The organism is Sphingobium sp. WCS2017Hpa-17, assembly GCF_031843765.1.
GTDB lineage: Bacteria > Pseudomonadota > Alphaproteobacteria > Sphingomonadales > Sphingomonadaceae > Sphingobium.
The window spans coordinates 14,485-39,240 of sequence record NZ_JAVTIV010000017.1; the positions used below are offsets into that span (position 1 = coordinate 14,485).

Annotated in this window: 22 protein-coding genes; 13 read left to right on the forward strand and 9 right to left on the reverse strand. The window is 65.4% G+C overall.

Going from position 1 to position 24,756, the window contains the following annotated elements:
• Positions 1–85: 85 nt before the first annotated feature.
• The 3 genes from RQH62_RS18740 to RQH62_RS18750 form a co-directional block, all read right to left on the reverse strand.
• Entirely contained in the window at positions 86–4,285 is a 4,200-nt protein-coding gene (locus RQH62_RS18740; protein ID WP_311270228.1) for a strawberry notch-like NTP hydrolase domain-containing protein, read from the reverse strand.
• A 66-nt stretch (positions 4,286–4,351) separates the two neighbouring features.
• Positions 4,352–5,218: a toprim domain-containing protein gene (locus tag RQH62_RS18745; protein WP_030092609.1), complete on the reverse strand. Its 867-nt coding sequence runs from the start codon at positions 5,216–5,218 to the stop codon at positions 4,352–4,354.
• Positions 5,219–5,279: 61 nt separating this feature from the next.
• Positions 5,280–5,606: a single-stranded DNA-binding protein gene (locus RQH62_RS18750; protein WP_030092610.1), complete on the reverse strand. Its 327-nt coding sequence runs from the start codon at positions 5,604–5,606 to the stop codon at positions 5,280–5,282.
• 79 nt (positions 5,607–5,685) lie between these two features.
• Here RQH62_RS18750 and RQH62_RS18755 point away from each other — a divergent pair, with 79 nt between their 5' ends.
• From RQH62_RS18755 to RQH62_RS18775, 5 genes are all read left to right on the forward strand, one after another.
• On the forward strand, positions 5,686–5,886 hold the full coding sequence (locus RQH62_RS18755) for a hypothetical protein (protein WP_013041755.1): 201 nt from the start codon (positions 5,686–5,688) through the stop codon (positions 5,884–5,886).
• A gap of 386 nt (positions 5,887–6,272) precedes the next feature.
• On the forward strand, positions 6,273–7,361 hold the full coding sequence (locus RQH62_RS18760; RefSeq protein ID WP_007688083.1) for a replication initiation protein: 1,089 nt from the start codon (positions 6,273–6,275) through the stop codon (positions 7,359–7,361).
• Positions 7,362–7,556: 195 nt separating this feature from the next.
• A complete protein-coding gene (locus RQH62_RS18765; protein ID WP_066970044.1) occupies positions 7,557–8,759 on the forward strand; it encodes an AAA family ATPase in 1,203 nt (400 codons plus the stop codon).
• Positions 8,760–8,806: 47 nt separating this feature from the next.
• A complete protein-coding gene (locus tag RQH62_RS18770) occupies positions 8,807–9,820 on the forward strand; it encodes a ParB/RepB/Spo0J family partition protein (protein ID WP_013849890.1) in 1,014 nt (337 codons plus the stop codon).
• Between the two features lie 64 nt (positions 9,821–9,884).
• Positions 9,885–10,235, forward strand: coding sequence for a hypothetical protein (locus RQH62_RS18775; RefSeq protein ID WP_007688086.1), 351 nt, complete (start codon positions 9,885–9,887; stop codon positions 10,233–10,235).
• Positions 10,236–10,279: 44 nt separating this feature from the next.
• Here RQH62_RS18775 and RQH62_RS18780 read toward each other — a convergent pair whose 3' ends face one another.
• The 3 genes from RQH62_RS18780 to RQH62_RS18790 form a co-directional block, all read right to left on the reverse strand.
• Entirely contained in the window at positions 10,280–10,963 is a 684-nt protein-coding gene (locus tag RQH62_RS18780; RefSeq protein WP_013041559.1) for an RES family NAD+ phosphorylase, read from the reverse strand.
• The gene (locus RQH62_RS18785) at positions 10,963–11,361 is read right to left on the reverse strand and encodes an antitoxin Xre-like helix-turn-helix domain-containing protein (protein WP_007686501.1); all 399 of its coding nucleotides are present in this window, start codon (positions 11,359–11,361) and stop codon (positions 10,963–10,965) included. Before RQH62_RS18785 ends, RQH62_RS18780 begins: the two co-directional genes overlap by 1 nt.
• Positions 11,362–11,457: 96 nt before the next feature.
• Entirely contained in the window at positions 11,458–12,624 is a 1,167-nt protein-coding gene (locus RQH62_RS18790; protein WP_066970043.1) for a hypothetical protein, read from the reverse strand.
• Positions 12,625–12,770: 146 nt separating this feature from the next.
• Here RQH62_RS18790 and RQH62_RS18795 point away from each other — a divergent pair, with 146 nt between their 5' ends.
• Complete coding sequence (locus RQH62_RS18795; protein ID WP_013039113.1) at positions 12,771–14,009, forward strand: site-specific integrase; 1,239 nt, start codon at positions 12,771–12,773, stop codon at positions 14,007–14,009.
• A 314-nt stretch (positions 14,010–14,323) separates the two neighbouring features.
• On the opposite strand, the gene RQH62_RS18800 is transcribed toward RQH62_RS18795, so the two are convergent.
• The gene (locus RQH62_RS18800; protein ID WP_086491602.1) at positions 14,324–15,202 is read right to left on the reverse strand and encodes an AAA family ATPase; all 879 of its coding nucleotides are present in this window, start codon (positions 15,200–15,202) and stop codon (positions 14,324–14,326) included.
• Positions 15,129–16,529: a Mu transposase C-terminal domain-containing protein gene (locus RQH62_RS18805; protein WP_004212864.1), complete on the reverse strand. Its 1,401-nt coding sequence runs from the start codon at positions 16,527–16,529 to the stop codon at positions 15,129–15,131. Before RQH62_RS18805 ends, RQH62_RS18800 begins: the two co-directional genes overlap by 74 nt.
• 191 nt (positions 16,530–16,720) lie before the next feature.
• Here RQH62_RS18805 and RQH62_RS18810 point away from each other — a divergent pair, with 191 nt between their 5' ends.
• Both RQH62_RS18810 and RQH62_RS18815 read left to right on the forward strand, forming a co-directional pair.
• Positions 16,721–17,293: a recombinase family protein gene (locus RQH62_RS18810; protein WP_009824027.1), complete on the forward strand. Its 573-nt coding sequence runs from the start codon at positions 16,721–16,723 to the stop codon at positions 17,291–17,293.
• Between the two features lie 289 nt (positions 17,294–17,582).
• Entirely contained in the window at positions 17,583–18,785 is a 1,203-nt protein-coding gene (locus tag RQH62_RS18815) for an aspartyl protease family protein (protein WP_013039112.1), read from the forward strand.
• On the opposite strand, the gene RQH62_RS18820 is transcribed toward RQH62_RS18815, so the two are convergent.
• Positions 18,779–19,198 carry a helix-turn-helix domain-containing protein gene (locus tag RQH62_RS18820; RefSeq protein ID WP_007406847.1) on the reverse strand — a complete coding sequence of 140 codons (420 nt, stop codon included), beginning with the start codon at positions 19,196–19,198 and terminating at the stop codon, positions 18,779–18,781. The two genes, RQH62_RS18815 and RQH62_RS18820, sit on opposite strands and share 7 nt — an antisense overlap.
• Positions 19,199–19,273: 75 nt before the next feature.
• Here RQH62_RS18820 and RQH62_RS18825 point away from each other — a divergent pair, with 75 nt between their 5' ends.
• The 5 genes from RQH62_RS18825 to RQH62_RS18845 all read left to right on the forward strand — a co-directional run bounded on the left by RQH62_RS18825 (position 19,274) and on the right by RQH62_RS18845 (position 24,753).
• Complete coding sequence (locus RQH62_RS18825; protein WP_004212870.1) at positions 19,274–19,900, forward strand: cation transporter; 627 nt, start codon at positions 19,274–19,276, stop codon at positions 19,898–19,900.
• A complete protein-coding gene (locus RQH62_RS18830; protein WP_311270230.1) occupies positions 19,900–21,867 on the forward strand; it encodes a cytochrome c/FTR1 family iron permease in 1,968 nt (655 codons plus the stop codon). The genes RQH62_RS18825 and RQH62_RS18830 overlap by 1 nt, the downstream gene beginning before the upstream one ends.
• 73 nt (positions 21,868–21,940) lie before the next feature.
• The gene (locus RQH62_RS18835; RefSeq protein ID WP_007406840.1) at positions 21,941–22,237 is read left to right on the forward strand and encodes a hypothetical protein; all 297 of its coding nucleotides are present in this window, start codon (positions 21,941–21,943) and stop codon (positions 22,235–22,237) included.
• Between the two features lie 60 nt (positions 22,238–22,297).
• Positions 22,298–23,575 carry a TolC family protein gene (locus RQH62_RS18840; protein ID WP_013039111.1) on the forward strand — a complete coding sequence of 426 codons (1,278 nt, stop codon included), beginning with the start codon at positions 22,298–22,300 and terminating at the stop codon, positions 23,573–23,575.
• On the forward strand, positions 23,575–24,753 hold the full coding sequence (locus tag RQH62_RS18845; protein ID WP_004212877.1) for an efflux RND transporter periplasmic adaptor subunit: 1,179 nt from the start codon (positions 23,575–23,577) through the stop codon (positions 24,751–24,753). Before RQH62_RS18840 ends, RQH62_RS18845 begins: the two co-directional genes overlap by 1 nt.
• The last annotated feature ends 3 nt before the right edge of the window (positions 24,754–24,756 follow it).

A 24,756-nucleotide genomic window follows, 5' to 3' on the forward strand; every position in this document is an offset into this window, starting at 1 on the left:
GACCTCGTCGGCCGGCTTGAGCCACTCAGGCCCACCCGGCCGAAGGCCCCCTCCCCTCTCTTCGGTCGCTTGGCGCGGTCGCGGGTCAGTCCGTGATCCTGGCGAGGATCTCGAGGGCGCGGCTCGGGGGAACGAACAGCCGAGTGCGGTGCTGGATGATCTCGGTGAAGCAGCCCGCCGCCTTGAGATGCGGCAGCGCCTCGGGCTTCCAGTCCAGCAATTCGAGGCGTTGATCGCCGGCAACCAAGGCGCGCTTCAGTCGCAGCGCTCCGATTGGCATGATCTCGCCCGAGGTGCGGACGTGCTGGACCCGCGCGCCGAGGTCGATCTCGACATGGGCCGCGATGCCGAACGCGCTGGCAATCCGCTCCACCAGCGGCGCCGGAATAAGACGCCCGAGAAGCGACTGGCCGTCATCGCTCATCAGCCGCCAGACCTGGACATGATCGTCGGGCAGCTTGCCCCACACCGGAAGCAGCAGGCCGGTGACCAGATAGATGATCTGCGTGCGCGTCTGCGCCGCCATTGCGTCGCATTCGGCCTGCCAGGCTTCGTCGAAGCTCGCGCGGTCCACGTCGGTCCAATGGGTTTCGGCGAAGAGGTCCTGCCGGTGCCGTTCGGTGCGCGTTGGACGCACCAGCTCATAGCGGCGCACGGTCCGTCCCTCTTCGTCCGTTAGCGAGAAGGTCGGCCGGCAAATGGCGGCCTTGCCGGAACGCGGGTTGAACAACCGGCGCGCTTCCGGGTCGGCCAGAAGCCAATGCGCTCGCTCCAGGGTCAGCGGCCGATATCGCTCCTCGGTTTCTATACGCAGAATTTCGGTTTCGGCGCCGCTTACGGGATCGCGCCGGATCACCGTCCGGTCGAGGATCGAAATACGGTCGGCCGCGATCGTTTCGACACCAAGATCGAGGGTGCCGGCCTCGCGTGCCTTTTCCACCCGTGCTTCGATCAAGCCGAGATATTCGTCGAAGATCGCGTTCTGCAGGTCGATGCGCAGCGCCAGGATGCGGTTCAACCACCGCTGGATCGTGGGCAAGGTCTCGGTGAGCCCCCCGCCCTCCCCGGCCAGGTTCAAACCGGTGAGCGCCTGGAACTGATCGAAGTGGACCGATTGGAGTTTTGCCTGGAACAGCAGGCGAAACCACTGGTCGAGCGATTCCCGCGCGAAGTCGGACTCCAGATTGTCGCGGGGGTCGAAAAGTCCCTGCCCGCCGGTCTGGCGTTGGCCGCGGGTCAGCGCGCCCAGGCTGTCGAGGCGCCGGGCGATGGTCGAGATGAACCGCCGTTCGCCGCGGCAATCGGTGGAAACGGGCCGAAACAAGGGCGGGCAGGCTTGGTGGGTGCGGTGCGTGCGGCCCAGCCCCTGGATCGCCGCGTCCGCGCGCCAACCGGGCTCGAGCAGATAGTGGATGCGGCGGCTCTGATTGGGCGCGTCGAGGCTGGCGTGGTAGCTCCGCCCCGTGCCGCCGGCGTCGGAGAAGATCAGGATGCGCTTTTCGCCGCGCATGAAGATGTCGGTCTCCGCGAGGTTCGTGCGCGCGCTGCGCCGTTCGATCCGCTGACGGCCGTCGGCATCGACGATGATCCGCCGGCTGCGACCCGTCACCTCGGCCACGGCCTCCGTCCCGAAATGCCCTATGATGTGATCGAGCGCCGAGCCGACGACCGGCAGCGCACAGAGTTGCTCGAGGAGCTGATCGCGCATGGCGATCGCTTCCCGGCACAGCACCGGCTGCCCAGCTTCGTCGATCATCGGTTCCGAGCGCACCGTGCCGCTATCGTCGGTATAGGTGCGCATCTGGCGCACCGGAAAGGCTGCCGTCAGATAGTCGACCAGGAATTCGCGCGGGGACAGCTCGATGTCGAGCCAGGCGCGCTCCTCGGGGGACAGGTCGGCAAGGGCACGGTCGAGCATGGCTTCCGACGTCGACACGAGCTGGACGACGGCGCAGTCGCCGCGCGCGAGATCGGCGGCGATCGCCGGGATCAGCGACGGCAGCTTCATCGACAGCAGGATCTGGCCGAAGAAGCGTTGCTTGGTCGATTCGAAGATCGACAATGCCGCGGCCTTCGCGCCGCTATTATAGGTGGCACCGCTGAAGCCGTCGGTGACGCGCGTGGCGGCGAGCGCGGCCTGCAGATTGTTGTGAATGATCGCCCAGGCATCGGCATAGGCATTGTAGACGGCGATCTGTTCTTCGCTGAGCCGATGCTCGAGGATGTCATATTCGACGCCGGCGAAGCTGAGCGCCCGCGCGGCATAGAGGCCCTGCGCCTTGAGGTCGCGGGCGATCAACTCCATCGCTGCGATGCCGCCGCGGCGTAGGGATTCCACGAAGGCCCGCCGGTCGGCGAAGGCCGTCTGCGGTCCCCACAATCCGAGGCGTGTCGCATAAGCGAGGTTGTTGACGTCCGAGGCGCCCGTCGCCGAGGCGTAGAGAATCCGGGCGCGCGGAGCGAGATTTTGCAGGCGGACGCCGGCGATGCCCTGCTCGGACCCTTTCGTGGCGCCGAACCGGCCCTCGCCGCCGGCCACCCCGGCCATTTCATGCGCCTCGTCGAAAACGATGACGCCGCTGAAATCCTCACCCATCCATTCGATCAGCTGGCGCAGCCGCGTGCCCCTGTCGCCGCGGTTGGAGCGCAGGGTGGCATAGGTCAGGAAGAGGATCCCATCGCCCAGCGCGATCGGGGTGCCGAGCTTCCACTGGTTGAGATGCTGGATGTCGAGCGGCAAGCCGCCAAGCGCCGACCAGTCGCGGCGAGCGTCTTCGATCAGCGTCTCGCTCTTGGATATCCAGAGGTGGCGGCGGTTGCCGCGCAACCACTGGTCGAGGAGGACGCCCGCCACCTGCCGCCCCTTGCCGGCGCCCGTGCCATCGCCAAGGAAAAAGCCGGTCCGATAGGCGTTACCGGCCTCTGCCGGCGACAGCGAAAGACCCTCCTCGCTGGATATGAACCGGCCGGGAAGATCGCGCTCGAACGCCGCGCCAGCGTAGATCAGCGTTTCGAGCTGTGCGTCCGAGAGCAGGCCGTCGTCCAGGATCCTGGCCGGCAGCACGGGTTCATAAGCGACCGGAGGTGCGGCAATCGAACCCATTGCCTGCGATTCGACCAGCGCGCTTGGGTGCTCACGGGCATCGGCAATCAGCAGACGGCTTGGCCGATAGGGCAGGTAAATCCCTTGCGGTTCGCCCGCGGGCGCCGGCGCGTCGAGACGGTGATAAGCGACCGCGCGGGTCGTGGGCAGGGTCACAGCCGCACGCGAGCAGACGGGGCGGGTCGGCCGCGTGAGGCCCCGGAACAATCCGCTGGCGCGGGAGATCGACTGCGGCTGCGGCGCGCATGGGGTCGCCATCGCATCGATGGCCGCAAGCGCAGCGCCGAGCGTCGTGCAGGTCTGGCGCGGGACCGAGCCCCCTGCCCCGCCCTTTTCGAGGAGTATGAGCTGGACTGCCTGGCCGGTGCCGTGCTTGGCGTAGGCATTGGGCGGCAGGTCGAGATGCAGACGGGTATGCGCGCCCGCGGTGGCGTGCAACCAATCCGCGTCCCCAGTCTCGATGCGGTCGGGTAGAATAACGGCGCAGCGCCCGCCTGGAGCAAGCCGCAACAGCGCGGAGCGCAAATGGCGAAGCGCGGCATGGCGATCGCGCCCTCGCCCCTGGCTTCGCGAGAAGGGCGGATTGATAAGCACGACGCTCGGCACCAGTTGCGGATCGAGCATATCGTCGATCAGTTCGCCATCATGCGTGCTCAGCCTACCTTCGGGAAAGGCGTGACGCAGCAAACGAGCGCGCCAGGCATCGATCTCATTGAGAAGGAGGCGCGCGCCGGCGAGATGGGCGTCTACGGCCAGGAGGCCGGTCCCGGCCGAGGGCTCGAGCACGATATCGCACGCCGTGATCGCGGCGGCCTTGGCGGCAAGGAAGCCGATCGGCGCCGGGGTCGAGAATTGCTGGAACGCGATCTGCGTTTCGCTACGCACGCTTTGCGTGGGAAGCGCCGCCGTCATAGCGATCAGCTGGGCGAGCCGCGCATTCGCATCTGCCGGGAGCGTCGCGTTCTTCAGATGGAGGACCTGCGCGAGTTCGAGCACATCGTAGGCGTCGCGCAATGACCACAGGCCATCGGCGCTCGAGCCACCGAAGGCGGAGGCCATTTCGGCAAGGAGGTCGTTACGTGCAACCGGACGTCCTTCGGACAGCCGGTCGGCTATGCCTTGAGCAGCGATACGGGCGGGATCATCGAGCGGCAGCGTGAGCGCTAGGGGTTGTGTGGCCATGGGGCATCTCCAGGTCTGACACCTGGCATCAGCGCCAGGTCATCAGTCTAAAGGCCCCCTCCCCTCTCAGGCCGCCTCGGCGGCCTGGCGGACACGCCAAGCATCATTCCAGTCCGCGTGCCGTTCCGGCAGCCGAAGCACCAGCTCGCGTCCATTGGCGGTGAGATGCGGGCGGGCTTTTTTGAGCATGGCCGCAGCGGCGGCACCGCGATCGCCATATACGATGATACGCTTGACCCGTTCGGGGATGGCGACAAGCCCAAGGCGTTCGACCCCGCCCAGCGCCCAGGTCGGCGTTCCGAACCAGGCCATTGCTGAAAGGGCGTCCTCGATGCCTTCGGCAAGGCCAAGCTCCTCGCCGGCCGGCGCCAGACGAATGGCCGCGTCGCCGAGAAGGCCAAGTGCAATCTTCGGTTTTGGCAAGGGTTTGCGCAGGATGTCGGCAAGATCGAGGCAGGTCCGCTGGACGGCGACAACCCCCAGATCATTCTCGACCGCGGCGATCATCGCCGGAAAGAACCGGCGGCGCTCACCGGCCCCGACGATGGTGCGCGGATTGTAGCGCAGGCAACGCGGATAGGGAGGCGGCAGACCGCGCGCCGCCAGATAGTCGGCCGCTGGCGAGCCAGCGATGGGCTGGCTCGCCTTCCATAGGCGAAGTGCAAGAGGGCGATGGTCCGCGGCCGCCTTCTGGCGCGGCATGCTGAGCGGCTCCGCATCGTGAAGTTTGCGCCGGCGCAAAGCAGCCAGAACATCGCGAGTGTCGCAGCCGGCAAAGCAGTGGAACAGGATCGCCCGCTCGCCCAGGCGTACCGACAGGCTGGGACCATGATCGTCATGTGCCGGGCACCGGCATTCGCCGCGCGTACCGCGCCAGATCCCACCCAGGGCTTCGACAATGGCTTTGGCGCGATGGGGAGCAGCTATGGGCATCGACTAATCCTTGGAAGTGGTGGAGCGCCGCTGCTGATTGCGCCCTCCCCTCCCCGGTATTTCACCCCGGCATGCCTTTGGGTGCCAGGATCCCGAATTCCTCGACGATGCGATCGGTTGTGTAGTGCGTCGCGCCGTCGCGTTCATAGGAGCTGTCCTTGAGCCGCCCGGCTATGCGCACGAGATCCCCGACTTGAGCCCGGTCGGCGATATGTTTTCGCTGGCCTTCGCTGAAGACGCTCACGCGGTTCCAGTGGCTGTCTTCCTGCCATTCGTTATCGTCACCCTTGCGGCGATAATTCGCGCAGACCGACAGCAGGGTGACTTTCGGCCGCGCGTCGATTTCCCCGATCCGGCCGATGATCTCGAACTTGGCGAAGTTGATCATGCACCCTCCATGCGCAAGGTCATTTGGCCGGCAGCCTATCGTAGGCGGCTAACTTCGCGTATCCCTCCAGGCGGGGGGATTGAACGATTGCATCAGGCGCGACGCCGATCTCTTTCTCAAAATAAAAAGAATCAAAACGCCGCTGCTCGCAGCGGAAGCTTTTCCGATTCAAAAGGATTCAGATTCAGGAGGCCGAAAGCACAGCATTTCTGCGGGTTTGAGCAAGCTTATCCTGACCGGACGGGGGATTTTGCCTGCCCTTCCGGGGGCGCTTCCCTGACCGATCGGGGGATGCAACCTGACCTGCTGGGGCCTTCCTGACCGTATGGGGGACAGCTTCCTGCTGGAGTGATTCGCTCGCCATAGCGTTCGTCAGGGACTTTCTTCGGCGTCCGCGCTGCCGTTTGCGCGGGTCCGGGCGCTTGGAAACGCGACTCGCCGCACTTCCTCATGGTTTGCTGCTTCGGAGCGAAGTTCCATCCTGACCTCTTGGGGGCCGAATCCGGTGTCTATCCTGCCCTGACTTGACGCGTAAGGACAGGTCAGGCAGATTTTCTCCCACGCTGGACGAATCGGCGCAGACTTCATGGCATGGATGACGAGCAAGCCCTAGATCACGCTGTAACGCCCTCCCCCACCGGCGATGACGCTTCTCCGGGACGGGCGATGCGGGTGGCTGCCGCCCTGCAGGCAAAGGGCGGTGACGAGTTCGCCAAGCCCGGCAGCATCGTCGAGGTCAAGTTCGTCAAAGGCCAGTCGCTTAGCCTGACTGCTTCGCGTTTGCTTGCGCTGATGATTTTGACCGCGGGCGGTGATGCCTGGGAGGACCGCCCGCACAAGATGCGAAAGGCGGACATTCGCCGCGGCCACAAGGGCAATGAGCGCATCTCGGATATGCTTGAGGAATTGCACCGCACGCTTTTCGCGGTCGACGACAAGTCCTGGCGCGGCAAGAAGGCGACGCTGCGCTTTTCGCTTATCTCGTCGTCGCGCGAAGAAGCGGAAGACGAAGAGGGCGCGGACGCTGGGTGGATCGAGTGGGAGTTCACGCCCGAAGCCCGAAAGCTGATCCAGGAATCGGAGACCTATGCGGTCCTGAACCGCCAGGCGGTGCTCGGCTTCCGATCAACCTATGCGCTCAAGCTGTACGAGATCGGGGCGCTGAGGCTGCATAGGCGCCAGTCGCTCTGGAAGGGCGACATGACGGCGCTGCGTGCGCTGCTCGGCATCGCGCCGGACGTCTACAAGGATTTCGCGCAGCTGCGCCGCAAAGTTCTCGAAAAGGCGAAGGCCGAAATCGACCAGCTCGCCCATTTTCGCGTGGAGTGGCGGGAGATCCGCCAGGGCAGAACTGTCACCGAAATCGAATTCCGCTTTGAGCCCAAGGATGCTCCGGCCCAAATCGCGACCGTGGATGAGATCGGTCGGCACTCTGCGGGCAGAAAGGCGCGGCGCGAGGACGAGGTGGAGACCGTTGCCGTCGAGGCTGTCACACAGGCGGCGGTGGCGGCCTTGGTGTCAAAGGATAAGGCTGGGGCAGGGGAGGTCACCTTCCCGAACGGCACGATCCGCTTTGGCTCGGACACGCTCGCGGCCATCGGCCGTTCGGCTGGCGGCGGTTGGGACATCGATCTCATTGCCGATGCCTATCGCGCGCAGATGGGCGAAAGGCTGGCGAAGCTCAAGGGCGCCAAGCTGATCGCATCCTGGACCGGCTTCTGCGAGAGTTTCCTGGCACGACGCGGGCGCCCCTGAGCCGAAATTGCACCGGTGCAATTTCGGGATGAACTGCCCCCAAGGGGTCAGGTTGCGAGGGGGCGCAAAAGGTCTGCGGCGCAGATTGGGCAAGTTTCGCCCTTCGGGCTGGGCCGACTTGCGAAAATCAGCCTTCGATTGACCTAAAAGTGCAAATTGAGCTATGCCCCCTCTAGTTTCGCAAGGGGGCCTCTCTTGGCTGCATCACTCGACATTGAGGGCACGCAGGACCTGCTGTCCGTCTCGACGCTCGCACAACGGACCAGCTCTGTCCTCGAGCGGCTCCGCGACTCCGCGCGGAGTGCCCGGGCGGACGAGCGGCGCGAGCCGACGTTCCCGATTGGCAAGGCCGCGGAACTGGTCGGCCGAACCGCGGCGGCCATTCGCGAGGCCGAGAAGGACGGCCGCTTGCCGCCGCCTCCGCGAACCGAGAATAATCGGCGTGTCGGCTATACCCTGGCGCAGCTCAACGACATGCGCGGACTGTTCGGCACCCGGCCCTGGCGGGCCGCAACCGATCCCTGCTGCGTTATCGCGGTGCAGAACTTCAAGGGCGGGGTGGGGAAATCGACTCTGTCGGTGCACCTGGCCCAATATCTCGCGATCAAGGGCTACCGGGTGGCTCTCATCGATTGCGACAGCCAAGCGTCGGCAACCACGCTATTCGGCTATGTGCCCGACCTCGACCTGACCGAGGAGGACACGCTCTATCCATTCCTGCGGCACGACGACATGGAGTCGCTCGACTATGCCCTGCGCAAGACCCACTTCGACGGCCTCGAGCTTGTTCCGGCCAATCTGCGGCTGTTCCAGTCGGAATATGAAATCGCAGCGCGCATGGCGCGGGGGCAGGGGAACCTGATCGACCGCATGGCGCAAGGCATCGCGAGCATTGCCGATCGGTTCGATGTGGTAGTTCTCGATCCGCCTCCGGCGCTTGGCGCGATCTCGCTTTCGGTGCTGCGCGCAGCCAATGCGCTTGTGGTGCCGGTTCCGCCGACGGTGATGGACTTCTCGTCGACTGCGGCCTTCCTCGCCATGCTCGATGAGACCATAGAGACGCTGGCCGATCGCGGCTTGGCGCCGTCGCTGCAGTTCCTGCGCTTTGTGGCGTCCAAGGTCGATGAGAATAAGTCGATGCAGAAGGAACTGCTGAACCTGATGCGGACCCTTTTCGGTCACGCGATCGTCCGTACGCCGCTCAAGGATTCGGCCGAAATCGACAATGCAACGGCGCGGCTGATGACCGTCTACGAGCTGGACGGCCCGGTCACCAGTTCGGCGGTGCGCAACCGCTGCCTTGCCTATCTTGATGGCGTGAACAGTGAAATTGAGGTCGACATTCGGTCGATGTGGCCGAGCCATTTGACGCGGCTTCGCAAGGAAGGACTCGCCTGATGCGAGCAAAATTGCACCGGTGCAATTCCGGGTAGAAGGGGTGGATGATGAGCAAGAAGAACGCCAACTTCGCGGCTGATCTGGTCGCCGGAATCGACCCGGGGGCGCAAGCCCCAGCGGCGCGGCGCCCTGGCATCGGTGCGAGCGTGCTGGCGGGCCGGGAAAGCCGGCTTGCCGAATTGGCGACGGGCAGCGTCGTCTCGCGCACCCATGAGCTTGTCGATCCCGCGCGCTGCCGAATGTGGGCGGGGCATAACCGCGAATATGCGCTCCTCAATGAGGAGCGGTGCGCCGACCTCATCGAGAGCATCAAGGCGCAGGGCAAGCAAGAAATGCCCGCCATCGTTCGCCGCGTGAAGGACGATCCTGCCTTCGATTTCGAGGTGATTTGCGGCGCGCGCCGGCATTGGACGATCAGTTGGCTGCGCGCCCACAACTATCCGGATTTCCGCTTTCTCGTCGATATCCGTAGCCTTACCGACGAGGAGGCCTTCCGTCTCGCTGACCTCGAGAATCGGGCGCGCGACGATCTCACCGATCTGGAGCGCGCGCGCGACTATCTGCGCGCGCTCGACGCCTATTATGAGGGGCGCCAGAAGGTGATGGCCGAGCGGATCAATGTCACGGAAAGCTGGCTCAGCCGCTATCTCGACCTTGCCCGGCTGCCGGCGGAACTGATGGCGGCCTTCGCCCTTCCGCAGGATCTCAGGATCAAGCATGTCACCGCGATCAAGCCTCTCTTGAAACCGGAGGATCGGCGGCAGCGTGTGTTCGCCGAGGCGGGACGTCTCGCTCAGGTGCAGTCCGATCGCGCAGCACCGATGCCGGTCCCCGATATCATACGCGCGCTCGCTCTGGCCGCCGATCCCCCCAAGAGGTCAGGATCCCCCAAGAAGTCAGGAAAGCCGGAAACGATCGTGTCCGAAGGGGGGAAACCATTGCTGAAAGTGGAGGCGGTGGATCGTAAGGGTCTCAAACTTACCTTGCTCCCGCATGCCGGTGGTACGCGGGCTGAAGCGGAGGCCGCGTTGAAAGCGCTGCTCGATCAGCATTGGAGCTAGGACAATCTTCAGCGGTTCTGAGACGTGAGAGTTTTGTCTTCACATGTTGAATATGGACTGCCCTATGACTGCAGCCTTCCAGGATGACATTCGCGAGAATGAGATCATCTCGCCCCGTCGTCTGGCGGAGCGCCTGCGCTTCTCCATGGCGCATTTGGCTCGCGTTGCTCGCCTGGATCCTAAGGCCATGACTCTGTATCCCTCCGCCCCGACCGTGCAGATTAAACTGGAGGAAATAGCCCGAGTTATAACGCGAGCGGCAGAACTTGCAGGCGAAGAAGGCAAGGCGGTTATCTGGTTCAAGCATCAACCCATTTCTGGAGTTGGGAAAACGGCCGCGGAATTGGTTGCGAATGGCGATATCGATATCGTCATGGAAGATCTCGATCGTATGGCTGCCGGGGTCTATTCCTGACAGGCGTCACTCAAGGCCGAAAGGTTAGCTTGTCCGCAGGACCTTTAGGCGAATGTCTTCTTCTCGTAGACGGTGACAATCGCCCGGCCATCCCAAACGTAGCACAGGTGCCGCTCCTGTCGGCTGTTGGCGAGTAGGCGAGGGCGGAACACCGCGGCGCACTCGCCGTCGGCGTCGCGCACGCTTTGGTACACGATGCCATCCGAACCTTGCTCACGCAGGTGCCGGCCAAGCGCCTGGCCGGCGGCATAGCTGTCCGGGGCGTAGAGGGCAGGGCGTTCATCGCGCAGGCCGCGAATATCGTGGAGCATGGCGTCCAGGTCGACCGCGTAGACGCGCATGTCGAGTTCCTGCGCCGGTTCGTGGGTGTACGCCATGAAGCGGGTTCGGTGATGGCGCGTCTCGGCAACCGCAGTCTCGATGGTGCTGGCAGCGTAGAACAGCCCGAAACTGCCGTCACAGAACCGGCTGCCATCGGGATTTAGGTGGGTGAACGCTGCCATGATCGCCGATGTTCCGGGTCCCGATACGCGGTCCTCCGGTGGGACGAGGGCGAGGTCCCCGACCTCGTCGCGAAGCCGGTCGTTGGTCATCGCCTCGATCGCATAGACCGCTTCCAGGTCGGCCGGATCCGCGACATCCTCAAACAGCGATATGGGCGGGAACCGGCTTGCGACGATCCGGTAGCACGGTTGCCACCGCACTTGCGTCGTCGCAATGGCATCCATCAGCCGCGCTGCGCGTCGATATATTGACGCACCACGTAGAGATCGGCGACATTGCCCGAGGCCATCCGCTCGATCGCCGGGCGTCCGGCGAACAGCGGCGCCTCATTGGGTTTGCGTACCCATTCGTTGGCGGTACGGGGCAGGAGCATCTTCAGCCCCTTGTAGATCCCCATGACATAGGAGATGCGCTCCAGCGCATCCTTGGGAATCGCCGCGACCGCGCCGCGCTTCCAGGTCTGGAAGGTCGAGCGGCTGTCGAGCCCGAGAAGCTTCATCTGCTCGGCTTCCTTGAGGTCCCAGGCGTCGGCAATGCGGAAAAAGGTGCGCAGCGCCGGACCGCTCAGATCCTTGCGGCTGGGCGCTTTGGCGGGGACGCCGGAATGGGCAGTTGTGGCCATTGGCCATCTCCTTCTTTCTCTGTCTATGTATGATATCTGTACATAACGTCAAGAAGAGATCAGTTTTCATACACGCCTAACGCGCGCGAGGCCGCGTCAGGGATGGCCAGAACTGCCGGCGAGCAGCCGGTCGATCTCGCCCATCGCCGCGTCGAACTCGGCAAGAGCCGCATGGGGGAGGGCGGTAGCCTGGTCCAAAGACGCCGGCTGCCAATCCCTTCCCGGTTCTTCGGCGACCAGCAGGACCTTCCCCTTGACCGTCTCCCGCCGTGCCATGCGCGCCGCCACAAGGGCGTCGCCGATCGCATAGGTGCCGCGCCGACTGATCCCGAACGCCCAGGTGATCTGATCGAGCCCGAGTGGCGCAAAACCAGCGAGCAGGATCCACACCTGCGGTGCCCGCGCGCTCGAGCGCAGGTGCCCCAACTGCTCGCGCATCAGCGCTGCGCGCCGCGGCGCTTGCGCGACCAGCTCGGCAAGCCGGGTCACGCTGCGCTGGAGGCTGCGGGCCGCCAGCATGGCGCGTTCGCCCGGCCAGAGCTGCGGCTGCAGCGTTTGCGCCGTCACCGCGCCGGGGCAGGGGAGGGCGCGGGCCCACGCGCCGGACGCGGTCAGCAGCCGCCCCAGCGCGGCATCGACCGCCCAGAGCGGGGTGCGCGGGGCGGCCTGCTCGATCGCCACCGCGCGGTTCCCAAACGAACGGATTTGCACCGCGCGCTCCAGCGGCGCGAACCGCGGATCGGCGCGCAGCAGCGCGTGCAGGCGGGCCAGACCCGCGAAGGGCAGGGGGGTCTCGTCATCCGCGCCGGCCTGTTTCATTAGCGTGATCGCCCTGCCGATCGCTTCCTCCGCCAGCGCGTCTTCGGCTTGCATCGGGCGGTCGGCCCCGAAGCGAGCGGCCAGAGCGATGGTCTGCGCGGCATCGGCGAGCGGTTCCCACGGATGACGGCTGAGTTCGCCGAGCAGGGCGCGGACCACGGCATAGGCGGAGCAGCCGGTGAGGGGTGTCTCTTGGGGGCCGCGGTCGAGCCCGGCGAACCAGGCGTTGAACCGGTGTTCGGCGTCCGCAAATCCCGCTTGCGCCAGGGATGAAAGCAACACCTCCCGCAGCAGCCCTACGCAGAACAGCCGTTTTTCGATATCCGTGAGGCTGGCGAGGAGCCCGTCGAGCCGGCCGAGCGCCAGCGCGCATTCGCCTTGCGCGAGGGCGAGCTCCTCGGGTGGGACGTCGGTGTCGGCGGCGAGGGGATGGAAGCGCTCCATGCCGGATGTGTAGTGAATGCCAAAACACTGCACAACTACTCAGGTGGTTGGTGAACGAACATGTGATAATTGCAGTTATCACATAAGCAGATTTGACCGTTCTTTATAAGGTGGGCTACAAGCGCGGCTGAGGAGCGAGGCGCGTCGTGAGCACCGAAACCGCCCGGGAAGGGCCAGAAATCCCCGTAGCGCCGCCTGAGGCTGTCCTGCCGGCCGTCAGGGCGCCGGCCGACCTTGCGTGGACGATCGTGCAGATGCGCGCCGGCGAGCGCATCACCGTCAACGAGGGCCTGATCGCCGCCTATCAGGCCGCTTCATCGCCCCATAGCATCCGTGCGCTCAAGTCCGACGTCGAGGCGTTCGATGCGTGGTGTAGGCGCAACAACCGGATCGCGCTGCCGGCCACGCCCGAGACCGTGGCCGATTATCTCGACGCGCGGGCCGGGAAGGGGAGCCGGCCGGCCTCGCTATCCCGCTACAAGGCGTCGATCGCCAAGATCCACCAGCTGCTCGAGCTCAAGGATCCGACGCCGGCGCCGCTGGTGAAGCTGCGGCTCCAGACGGTGCGCCGCGAGAAGGGGGCTGCGCAGAAGCAGGCGCGGCCGCTGCGGTTCAAGGGCCCGGTGCGCGACGTCGAGCGCGACAAGGCGCGGGGGCTCAACATCCGCGCGCTGCTCGAGAGTTGTGGCGAGGATCTGCCGGGGCTGCGTGATCGGGCGCTGCTATCGGCCGCTTATGACACCGGGCTGCGCGCCTCCGAACTGGTGGCGGTCGCCATTGAGCATATTGAGGAGGCGATCGATCCCGAAGCGCGGCTGCTGCAGATTCTGCGTCATAAGGGCGATCAAGACGGGGAGGGGGCGACCGCCTACCTCAGCCCGCGCACCGTCGCGGCGATCGCGGCGTGGACCGAAGCGGCGGGGATCACGACAGGGCCGCTGTTCCGGCGGGTGCAGGTGCGGCGCTACAAGGCGCGGGCAGCCGTGCGCGGTCGGCCGATCGACAGCATCTCGGGCCGGGAGACGTGGGATCTGCGCAAGACGCTGTCCAAGCCGGCGGTGAAGGCGCGCGTCGAATATGACATCGGCACCGTGGCGCTGCACCCGGGCTCGATCGGACCAATCTTTCGGTCGATCATCGGCCGCGCGTTCGACCGTGGCGCGCTGCCCGATTTGACGGCGGACGATCTGGCGCGGTTGCTGAAGGGGATCAGTGCGCACTCGACGCGGATCGGGCTCAATCAGGACCTGTTCGCCAGCGGGGAGGATTTGGCCGGCATCATGGACGCGCTGCGGTGGAAGTCGCCGCGGATGCCGCTCGCTTATAATCGCAATCTCGCGGCAGAGCAGGGGGCGGCGGGGCGCCTTATGGCGAAGATTGGCTAGTCATGACGGCCTAAATAGGTCTTTGGATGATGCCGTGCGACCACACGACGGCGGCAGGTAGATCGAGGGATTTGCGCAGCGGCAAGAACCGGAGAAGGGAGGCTGAGCCCCCGGGGTCTTGAGCTACAACGTTAAGCCTAAGAAACGGGCAGGGGCCTGGTAGCGCGTAGTGTATGAGCGAAGCCACCATCGCTCAAACTCATCAGCACAGTCCAATTTCGAAGAGGAAACAAGAAAGTGGTTCCGGAAACGGTATGGATCTTATCCTGTGTAAACGCTCGCGCTAAATGGCGGCGTTCTGATCGCGCTATTTGTCAGTTGCCGGGTCCGATGACGAGGCAATCGCGCGCGGCCTGAACGATGTCAGCGGTGACCTCCTCGACGCGGTTGAGGGTCATGATCCGCCGCATCTGCGCGAACAGGCGCTCCATGAGCCGGAAGTTGCCGCGCGTGATGCGGATCACGGCTGCCTGCGCTTCGATCGCGTCGAGTTGGGCCGGGTCGAAGCTGATCCCGAAATCGCCGGCGTGGGTCGCGAGCAGCAGCCGCATTTCGGTCTCGGTAAGCGGTTTGAACTCGTGGACGAAGCCGATCCGCGAGTAGAGCTGGGCATAGCGGGCGAGGCGCTTCTCCAAGCCCGGCATACCCATCAGGATCAGCCCGAAGCCGTGGCGATCGGCCATGTCGCGGAGATGTTCGAGCGACTTTATGGTCAGGCGGTCGGCCTCGTCGACGATGACGAGGGGGCAGGCGATGCGGGCGGCGTCATGGGTGATTTCGTCCTGCGAGCCGCCCGCGACCGTCAGCCGGGCATAGCCCAGCTTAATGAGGTTGAGGCCCAACACCGCGTCGATCGTCTTGGGCGTGTTGCTGACCGACACGGTGTAGAAGACGGCGCGGCAGCGAGCGACCTTTTCGCCAAGGAGCGCGGCAATGGGACGGAGCGCGGCATATTCCCCCAGGTCGGGGAAGCTGGAAAACTCGCGCGCCGATCGCGTCTTTCCGACGCCCGGCCGGCCATGACACACGCCGATATAGCGGTAGTGCGCGCAGGCTTCGGCAAACTCGACGAACCGGGCATGGTCGCGGGTCGCCAGGAACGGCTGCTCGACCAGGAACTCAATCGTCAGCGGCGTAGAGCCGGAGCCCTCGGTAGGTGGTGGGCCGGGAAGCCGTATCCTCTTGGTCGCCATCGAAGGTCTCCGTGGGGGCAGGCACCTGCTTGTCGCGCTCCTTCGCGCCGCGCCGGGCGCGCTGGATCGCGCGCAACGACGGGTGCCCAGCGTGCTCGGAGCTGAGCGCACGGCAGACGAACCGGCCCTGGTGGTAGACGTGGATCTCGGTCAGGTCGCGGGGGTCATAGACCGCCTCGACCTGCTCGCCGACGAAGGCCGCGAGCGTGGGTTCGACATAGCGCCTGCCCATCAGACGGATGCCGTCGCGCAGCACTTTACGGGGCTTGGGCACGTGCACGAGCAGCATGTCGAGCTGTTCAAGGCTGTCGGGCATTGCGGGCAGGAACCCGCCCTTCTGCCAGCGCGTGATCGGCGGTTCGCCGGTGCTGCCATGCGGGCGACGATGATAGACGCCGCACACGAACGCCTCGAAGCGGGCGCGCAGCTCGTCGAGCGTGAGCACTGGCGCCGACAGCGGCTTGCCCGCGATCAGGTGGCCGGGCAGGTCGGGCAGGAACATGTCGTTGATGGTGCGGAACAGCCGCTCGATCTTGCCGCGCCCGCGAGGACGCCCCGGCAGCGAATGGATGAGGCGGATTTTGAGGGCGATGCACGCCTGCTCGATATGCTCGGAGATGAAATCCGAGCCGTTGTCGACGTAAAGCTGTTCGGGAATGCCGCTGACGATCCATTCGGGATTGGGCTTGCGCCAGATCGCCTGCCGCAAGGCGAGCGCCGTGTTGAGGGCACTGGGGGCATCGAGGCTGAGGAAGTAACCGGCGATGGCTCGGCTGTGATCGTCAACGATGACGGTCAGCCAAGGACGCACCGGGGTTCCGGCATCATCGAGCACGAGAATGTCGAGAACGGTATGATCGGCCTGCCACATCTCGTTCGAGGTCGCGGCTTCGCGCCGATGCACTAGCTCGTGCTGGTCGCGGTAGACGGCCGGATCGGAGGCTGCGGCGATCTGGCTTGCCGGTATCGCCCTGACGACACGCGCGACGGCCGCATAGCTGGGGGTTCGGTGTCCATGCGCGATGGCGAGTTCCTGCACCTTTCGGTGAATGGCGGCGACCGGGGGTCGCGGGCGCTTGGTGGCGAGAGTGCGGGTCAGTTCGACCAGATGTTCCGGCAGGTGCAGCCTGCCCCGATCGTTGCGCGGCAGACGCGCGAGACCGGCAAGTCCTTCGGCACGGTAGCGCCCGAGCCAGCGCTGCAACGTCCGCTCGCTCAGCGTGCCGGTGCGGGCGAGGTCCGCGAGCGGGATGCCATCGGCGAGGTGCGGTTCAAGGACGCGGTAGCGCTCGATCGCCAGCGGCGGGACAAGCGCCGGATGCGTCACCGCCGACGGTCCGTGTCGCAGGTAAGGAAAACGGAGATTTGCCTGCCCATCGCCATGCGAGTCCGCTCGCGTTGCCAAACCGGCCTGTTCGACGTAAATCTACCCGGTAAAGAAAACTAGGGCAACATAGACCTGCCGATGACGACTTTCTTCCCAAACCGCGCCCGATCGGGGCGCCACCGGCCCTACGCATGAAAATCGGTTACGCCCGCGTATCGACCGCCGAGCAGAACCTGGACCTCCAGCGTGATGCGCTGAAGGCTGCCGGCTGCGAGAAGGTCATCACCGACAAGGCCTCCGGGGCGACTGCCGCTCGCCCTGGATTGGAAAAGGTGAAGGAGCTGCTTCGCGCCGGCGACACACTGGTGGTCTGGCGCCTCGACAGGCTCGGCCGCTCGCTCCGTGATCTGATCGGATGGATGACCTACCTCGACGAGGAAAAGGTCGGGCTGCTGAGCCTGCACGAGGCGATCGACACGACCACCACGTCGGGCAAGCTTACCTTCCACCTGTTCGGGGCATTGGCGGAGTTCGAGCGCAACCTGATCCGCGAGCGGACCCAGGCCGGTCTCACCGCAGCCCGCGCTCGCGGCAAGAAGGGTGGCCGGCCGGCCGCACTCGGCAAGGACAAGCGCGACCTGCCCGTCAGGCTCTACCACGAGAACACGATGCCGATCGCCAAGATTTGCTCGATGCTCGGCATCTCCAAGCCAAAACTCTACGCCTATGTGCGATCGGCCGAGACCAAGCCGGTAGCCGCGTAGCGACGCTCGCCGACAAATAGCGCGATCAGAATGCCGCCACTTAGCGCGAGCGTTTACACCGTTCGCGGTCCCGATCGGCCCAGCGTCCCCCGGAACCGTTCGTTATCGGGAAGGCATCTAAGCGGTCTGCACCATCCTTCATCTAAAGTTCTCCAAGCGCTTCTGAGGATTTTCGGGCGCACCAAAAGCACTTGCTCCTCCAGTGGCTGGAGCATGTAACCGCAATTTGCTCTCCTGCGGACGGGGGGCTGGAGGTGGCTTTTTGACGGCCCGTGTTGAAGCAATCGGTATGTCTCGACGCTCATTAGTGGCGCGGCTGGTGGCCTGTGGAACCGGCTTGGTGCTCGGTTCTCCAACGCTCGCGCGACAGACTTCCCGGTCTGCGGGCTCGTGGAACTTCGGTGCGGCTCACCTCGAATGGGAGCCGCTGGAAGTCGGCACGGGTGATACCCTCCTTGTTTCGGCACAAGTGCGCGGAGTGCCGGTGCGGGCGGTGCTCGACAGTGGCAGCGGCGCGTCGATCATGAGCACGGCGCTCGCGGCGAAGCTCGGCTTGAACGATGGTGAGCGGCGCATGATTAGCGGGCTGAGCGCCAAGGCCCCGGTGCTGCTGGTCCGCGACATCGACGTACAGCTCGCCCGCGAAACCCGTCGCTTACCCTTTGCCGTCGTTGGTGATCTGAGTTCAGTGTCGGCGGCCTTCGGACGACCGATCGATATCCTCCTCGGTGCCGATATGTTCACGGGTAGCTGCATCGCGCTCGATTTCGCGAAAAGGCGTATGGCGGTCGTCAAGTCAGGCACGTTTCTCGCCGGTCCCGACTGGCGCGCTGTCGCGCTCGGGCGCGGTGCCAAGCAGGAGCTGTTCATTCGAGCTTCCGTCTCGGGTTTGCCTCCCGTGCCCTTGATGATCGATCTTGGCAGCTCGGCCGCGCTGATGCTCTCGTCGGCCTATGCCCGCGATCAAGGGCTGTTGAACGGGAAGCTCGTCTCGACCGCGGCGATCGGCGGCGTCGATGGTGTGCGTATCAACGATGCTTTCACGATCCAGAACATCAACATCGAAGGGCTTGGCGTCTCGAACGTCCCCACACTCGGGATGAGAGCTTGGCTCTCCACCAGCACGGTTGGCAATGTCGGCCTACCGCTGATCGCTCAATTCGACGTGGTGTTCGACGTGACCGCCGGATTCGTGTGGCTCCGGCCACTCGGTCCTCGTCGTCGCCTGCCGATGCTGAAGGACCGTAGCGGCCTTGGCCTCGCAGCCTCACCAACGGCGCTCACCGTTGTTCATGTGGCGGCGAACAGTCCCGCGGAAAAGGCTGGCTGGGCGGTCGGCGACCGGATCGTGGCGGTGAACGGCCATTCGATCGATGCGAACTATACGCGTGGGGAGCTCTGGCAAGTGCGCTCCCGGCCTGCTGGCACCCTCGTAAAGCTGACGATGGCCTCGGGTGATGTGCGCGAGCTCAGGCTGGCCGATTATTATTGATCGGCTTGAGGGTGGCCTTTGCCGATCGCCTTCATGATCCGACAATCGGCCATGCGCGCCTTGGTGCAGCTCTGGCTGAGCATTGCCAACTCATCCCGCAACACCGCGAGTTGCGCCAGTCTCTCCTCCACATCCTTGAGGTGCTGAGCAGCGATAGCTGAGGCGGCACCACAATCCTGGTCCGGGTTCTGCGCCAGCCCCATCAACGAACGGATCTCGTCGACGGAGAAGCCAAGCCGGCGACCGTTGCGGATGAAGTGCAAACGCTCAATGTCACTGGCATCGTAGGTTCTGCGACCCGACGCCGTGCGAGGGGCGGATCGGAGCAACCCGATCGACTCATAAAAGCGGATCGTCGTCACCTTCGTCGAGGTCTCGCTGGCGAGCTGCCCAATCATCACCGGCTTCATCATGCCATCCTTGCTTATGCGAACGTGTCGCACATTTCGCTTGCTTCTACAGCGACTGGAGGTGGTAAGGAAGGCCGCATGAATGCTTCTACCGAAAGCTGCGGGTGCCACGGGGAGCCCGCGCGCGCGCAAACCGATCCGGCCTATCGCCGTGCGCTGCTGACCGTCGTGGTGCTCAACCTCGGCTTCGGAGTCGCCGAGCTGTTCGGCGGGTTCATCGCCGATAGCCAAGCGCTGAAAGCGGATTCCCTCGATTTTCTCGGGGACGGGTCGATCAGCCTTATCGGTCTTCTCGCGCTTGCCTGGTCCGCACGGGCGAGGGCAAAGGTCGCGCTGACGCAGGGGTTGTTTCTCGGTGCGCTTGGCGTGGGCGTAATCGGTTTCGCGATTTGGCGCGCCCTGAACGCAACCGCGCCCGATGCCGAACTGATGGGCACAATCGGCGTTGTCGCGCTCGCGATCAATGTCGTGTCCGCCTTGGTGCTTGCGCGTTTCCGGGAAGGGGACGCCAATGTTCGCGCGATCTGGCTGTTCAGCCGCAACGACGCGCTCGCCAACGTGGCGGTGATCGCCGCGGCCGGTCTGGTGGCGTGGACAGGAAGCGCCTGGCCGGACCTCGCCGTCGCCGGCCTCATCGCCCTCCTGTTCCTCCACTCCGCTTATGAAATCGTCACTGGCGCTCGGCGCGAATTGGGAGAGCGGTAGTGCGTCTGCTCGCGTTGATCCGGGCAATGCTCTCGTTGCGGCTGCTCTCCGCGCTCGCGGCGCTGCTGATCCCTGCTGCGGCAATCGCCGAACCCGGCGACGTGCAAACCGCATGGCGGCTGCTCGACTATATGGCCGTCGATTATGGCGGCGCGGTCGCCAACGGTCGGATCAAGAGCACGTCGGAATATGCCGAGATGACGGAGTTCGCCGCGTCGGTCTCGACACGGCTTCAGGGCCTGCGGGCGAAGCCGGAGCGTCAAGCCCTCATCCAGCGGGCTGCCAACCTCCAGGCGGTGATCGCGGAAAAGGGACCGACTGAACAGGTGGCAACATTGGCGCACGGGCTCGCGGCCGATCTGTTGCGCGCCTACCCGGTGCCGCTCGCGCCCGATAAGGCTCCGAACCTCGTCTCCAGCGATGCACTGTTCCGACAATCCTGCGCGTCCTGCCACGGGATGACGGGCAACGGCCGTGGCCCTGACGCCGCCAAGCTCGCTACGCCCCCGATTGCTTTCACCGATGCCGAGCGCGCGCGCCAGCGCAGCGTGTTCGCGCTCTATCAGGTGGTGACGCAAGGCATCGACGGGACCGCGATGCAGAGCTTCGCCGATCTGCCCAACGATCAGCGCTGGGCGTTAGCATTCCGAGCCGGGAGCTTCGCCTTCACGGATGCGCAGGCGCGCGAAGGCGAGCGGCTTTGGAAATCCGACCCGACCCTTCGCCGGCGCATTCCGGACCTGAAAACCCTGGTCGCGCTCACCCCGGCCGCGCTCGGCGCGGCGATCGGCGACGCCAAGGCTGACCCAGTGCTCGCGTTCCTGCGTCGTCATCCCGAACAGGTGATACAACAGGCTCCCGGCTCGCTCGCGGTCGCCCGCGCCAAACTCGCCGAAAGCGTGGCGGCTGCGCGGCGCGGCGATGCGCGCATGGCGAAAGAGCTGGCGCTGTCGGCCTATCTCGATGGGTTCGAGCCGATCGAGCCAACACTCACCGCGCGCGACGCGACGCTGATGGGTCGAATCGAGGGCGCGATGGGGGAGTTCCGCGCCTCGATCGACCGGGGCGCGTCGCCCGATGATCTCGCGGAGAAGGTCGCAGTACTGGGCGGCCTTTTCGACGATGCGGAAGCGGCGCTCGCGCCTGATGCCGCCACCGAAGCGTCCACGTTCCTGGGCGCGTTCACGATCCTGCTGCGTGAAGGGCTCGAAGCCCTGCTCATCGTTGTCGCCATGATCGCGTTCCTGCGTAAAGCCGAGCGCGGCGAGGCGCTGCGGTACGTGCATGGCGGCTGGGTCAGCGCGATCATCGCGGGCGGGATCACCTGGGCGGTCGCCACCTATGCGATCGGGATCAGCGGTGCGAGCCGGGAGCTGACGGAAGGGTTTGGCTCGCTGTTCGCCGCGGTCGTGCTGCTCTCGGTCGGGATTTGGATGCACGGCAAGGCGCAGGCCGATCAGTGGCAGCGCTATATTCGCGAGAAGATGTCGCGGGCGCTCTCGGGCGGGTCGGGCTGGTTCCTGTTCGGGCTGGCGTTCGTCGTAGTTTATCGCGAGGTCTTCGAGACGATCCTGTTCTATGCCGCGCTTTCGGCGCAAGGTGACAACGGGATGCTTCTCGCGGGGGCCGGGTCGGCGATTGGACTGCTCAGCCTGATCGCTTGGGCCATGCTTCGCTACAGTCGCAAGCTGCCGATCGCGCAGTTCTTCCGCTATAGCTCCTGGCTCATGGCGGTCCTGACCGTCGTGCTGGCGGGTAAAGGCGTCGCCGCGCTCCAGGAAGCCGGCCTTATCAACATCGCACCGCTCGCGGACGTGCCACGGCTGTCGATGCTCGGCGTGTTTCCCACTTGGCAATCGGTGCTGGCGCAACTCCTGATGGCGGTCGCCATTGCGGTCGGGTTCGCCTGGAACGGGCGCGACCGATCCCGCTCGGGTTCCGGCTCAGTGACCCTTGGTTCGAATTAGTGCAATGACATGAAAACCCTTCCGTGATAGAGGCAAGCTAGTGCGAGCCTTTTTGCCTTTCCTGACATGCCTGATGCTGGTCCTGACCAGCTTCTCCGGCATGGCCCATGCCGCCGATCTGGCGGGGGGAAGCATCGCGGGCGTTGAGTTCACGGTCCATACCGCCGGTGACATCGATCAGGTGCCATCGGACTCGGACAAGAATGTCCCGCATCATCACAATTATTGTCACGGACACGACGTCGGCGCGCCTGCGCGCACGACGATGGAATATACCCCCGTCCTCACAGTGCCCAAGCCGACAATCTCCGCCTCTGCGTCGCTCGACGGCCGCACCGGCATGGTCCATTTGAGGCCCCCCCAAGCCTGACGTCCGATTTGGGCGTGCGTTGGCGCGCCCCTGTCGATCATCGTCAGGAGTCCTATTTTCATGAATCGTATCCTCGCGGCCATGCTGGCCGCAGCGTCTTGCGCCACGATGGCGCAGGCGCAGGTCGGACCGTCCGCGCCTGTTGCGCAGGATGCGCCGGTCTACACGCTTGACCAAGCGGTCAGTGCAGCGGGCGGTTCGGCCCCTGCTGCGGAAGCGGCGACAGCTGGAATCGACGCGGCCCGTGCAGGTCGCACAGTCGCCGGCTTGCGGCCCAATCCGGTGGTTCAAGGCCAAGTCGAGAATGTCATCGGCTCCGGGCCGTATCGGGGGGTCCGCAGCGCGGAAACCACGGTCGGCTTTGCGATCCCGATCGAGCTAGGCGGCAAGCGCGGCGCCCGCGTCGCGGTCGCCAATGCGCAATTGTCCCGGGCCGAGATCCAGGCCGCGATCATCGCGGCGGATGTCCGGCTTCAGGTAACGCAGCTCTATGTCGAAGCGGTCGCGGCCGATCGCCGGGTAATGACAGCCCGCGATCAGGCCCGGATCGCCAGCGATGCGCTGCGGGCCGCGAGCGTTCGCGTGCAGGCAGGGCGGGCATCGCCACTCGAGCAACAGCGCGCGGATGTCGCGCGTATCAATGCCGACGCCAATGTGGAGCGGCAGCTTCGCTTGGCCGAGGCGGCCCGCGCCAATCTGGCGCGTCGGATCGGACGGCCGATCGACGGCCTGCTCGATGACACGCTGCTCGATCGCCTTCCCGATGTGAACGTCTATGGGCCGTTGGCACCGGTCAACACGACCGGCACACTCGCGCTGGCGGCAGCCAACGCGGATTTCTCCATTGCCGAAGCCGGCGTGCGGCTCGCGCGCGCCAATCGCGTGCCTGACCTGAACGTCGGGCCGTCGATCCGCCGCCTGGAAGCGACCAACGACATGGCGGCGGTGTTCAGCGTGTCGATCCCGATCCCGGTGTTCAACAATGGTCGCGCCGCGATTGCGCAGGCGACCGCGCAGCGGACCCAGGCGGATGCGCAGCGCCGCGTGACCGCGCTCGACATCGAACAGGCGATCACGGACGCGCAGGCGCAGGCGGCCAATGCCGCAACGACGGCTCGTGCGGCGTCGGGGCCGGCGCTGGCGGCTGCACAGGAGGCCGCCCGCATCGCGCGGATCGGCTATCGCGAGGGCAAGTTCGGCCAGCTCGAATTGCTCGATGCTGAACGCACGCTCGCCGAAACGCGGGTCGCCGCGATCGACGCGCTTGCCAATTACCAGAATGCCCGCGCGCAAGTGGAGCGACTGACCGCTCGTGCGCCCAATGGGGGGAATCAGTGATGAAGAGCTTTTATCTCGCGGGCGCGGCGTCGCTCGCCCTGCTCTTGGCTGCCTGCGGCGGCAAGGATGGCGGAAACGAGGCAACTGCCGAAGGCGCAGCTGCCAATGAGACGGCAGCGGGCACGGAAAAGGGCGGTGCTGAAGGCGGTCATGCCGGTGAAGGCGTCGTCACATTGGGTGCCGACCAGATCGCCACAGCGGGCGTCCAGGTCGGACGGCCGATCATCGGCGGGGCCGGGACGATCGAGCTGCCCGCGATCATCGAGGGCGACCCACAGGGAACGCAGGTCGTCTCGGCCGCAATTGCGGGACGCGTGGTCGCGCTCACCCGTAACCTCGGCCAATCGGTCGGACGCGGCCAGACCATTGCGGTCATCGAAAGCCGCGAGGCGGCGCAGATCAAGGGCGAGGTCGAGGCGGCGCGGGCGCGGCTTCAGCTCGCTAATTCGAACCTCGCGCGCGAACAGCGGCTGTTCGCGCAGAGAGTCTCCCCTGAACAGGATCTGATCGCCGCCCGCACAGCGGCGACGGAGGCGCGGATCGCCCTGACGCAGGCGCAGAGCATGGTTTCGGCGGCGGGTGTCGGCGGCGGCGGGCTCAACCGGCTCGGCATTGCCGCGCCGATCTCGGGCCAGATCATTGCGCGCCCCGTGACGCTGGGACAAACGGTCGCGGCGGATGCCGAACTCTATCGCATCGCCAACCTGAGCCAGGTGTCGATCGCGCTTAATCTCAAGCCCGAGGATGCGGGCCGGGTGCGTCCCGGCAATACGGTGCTGGTGAAGGCGGCAGGCCGTCAGGCGACCGCCCGCGTGACCTTCGTGTCGCCGGCGCTTGATCCGCAGACGCGGCTCGTGCCTGCGCTCGCCACCCTCGACAATCGCGGTGGCGAATGGCGGGTCGGCGAGCCTGTGACGGCAGCCGTGCAGCTCACGGGCAGCGGCGGGAGCGGGGCGGTCCGCGTGCCGACGACGGCGGTCCAGAGTTTCGAGGGCAAGTCGGTCGTGTTCGTGCGCACGCCCACCGGCTTCAAGGCGACCCCGGTCCAGCTCGGCGATGCGTCGGGCGACACGGTGATCGTCCGGTCGGGCCTGACCGGCAACGAACAGATCGCCACCACCGGAAGTTTCACGCTCAAGGCCGAGATCGGCAAGGGCGAAGCGAGCCACGAGGATTAAGCC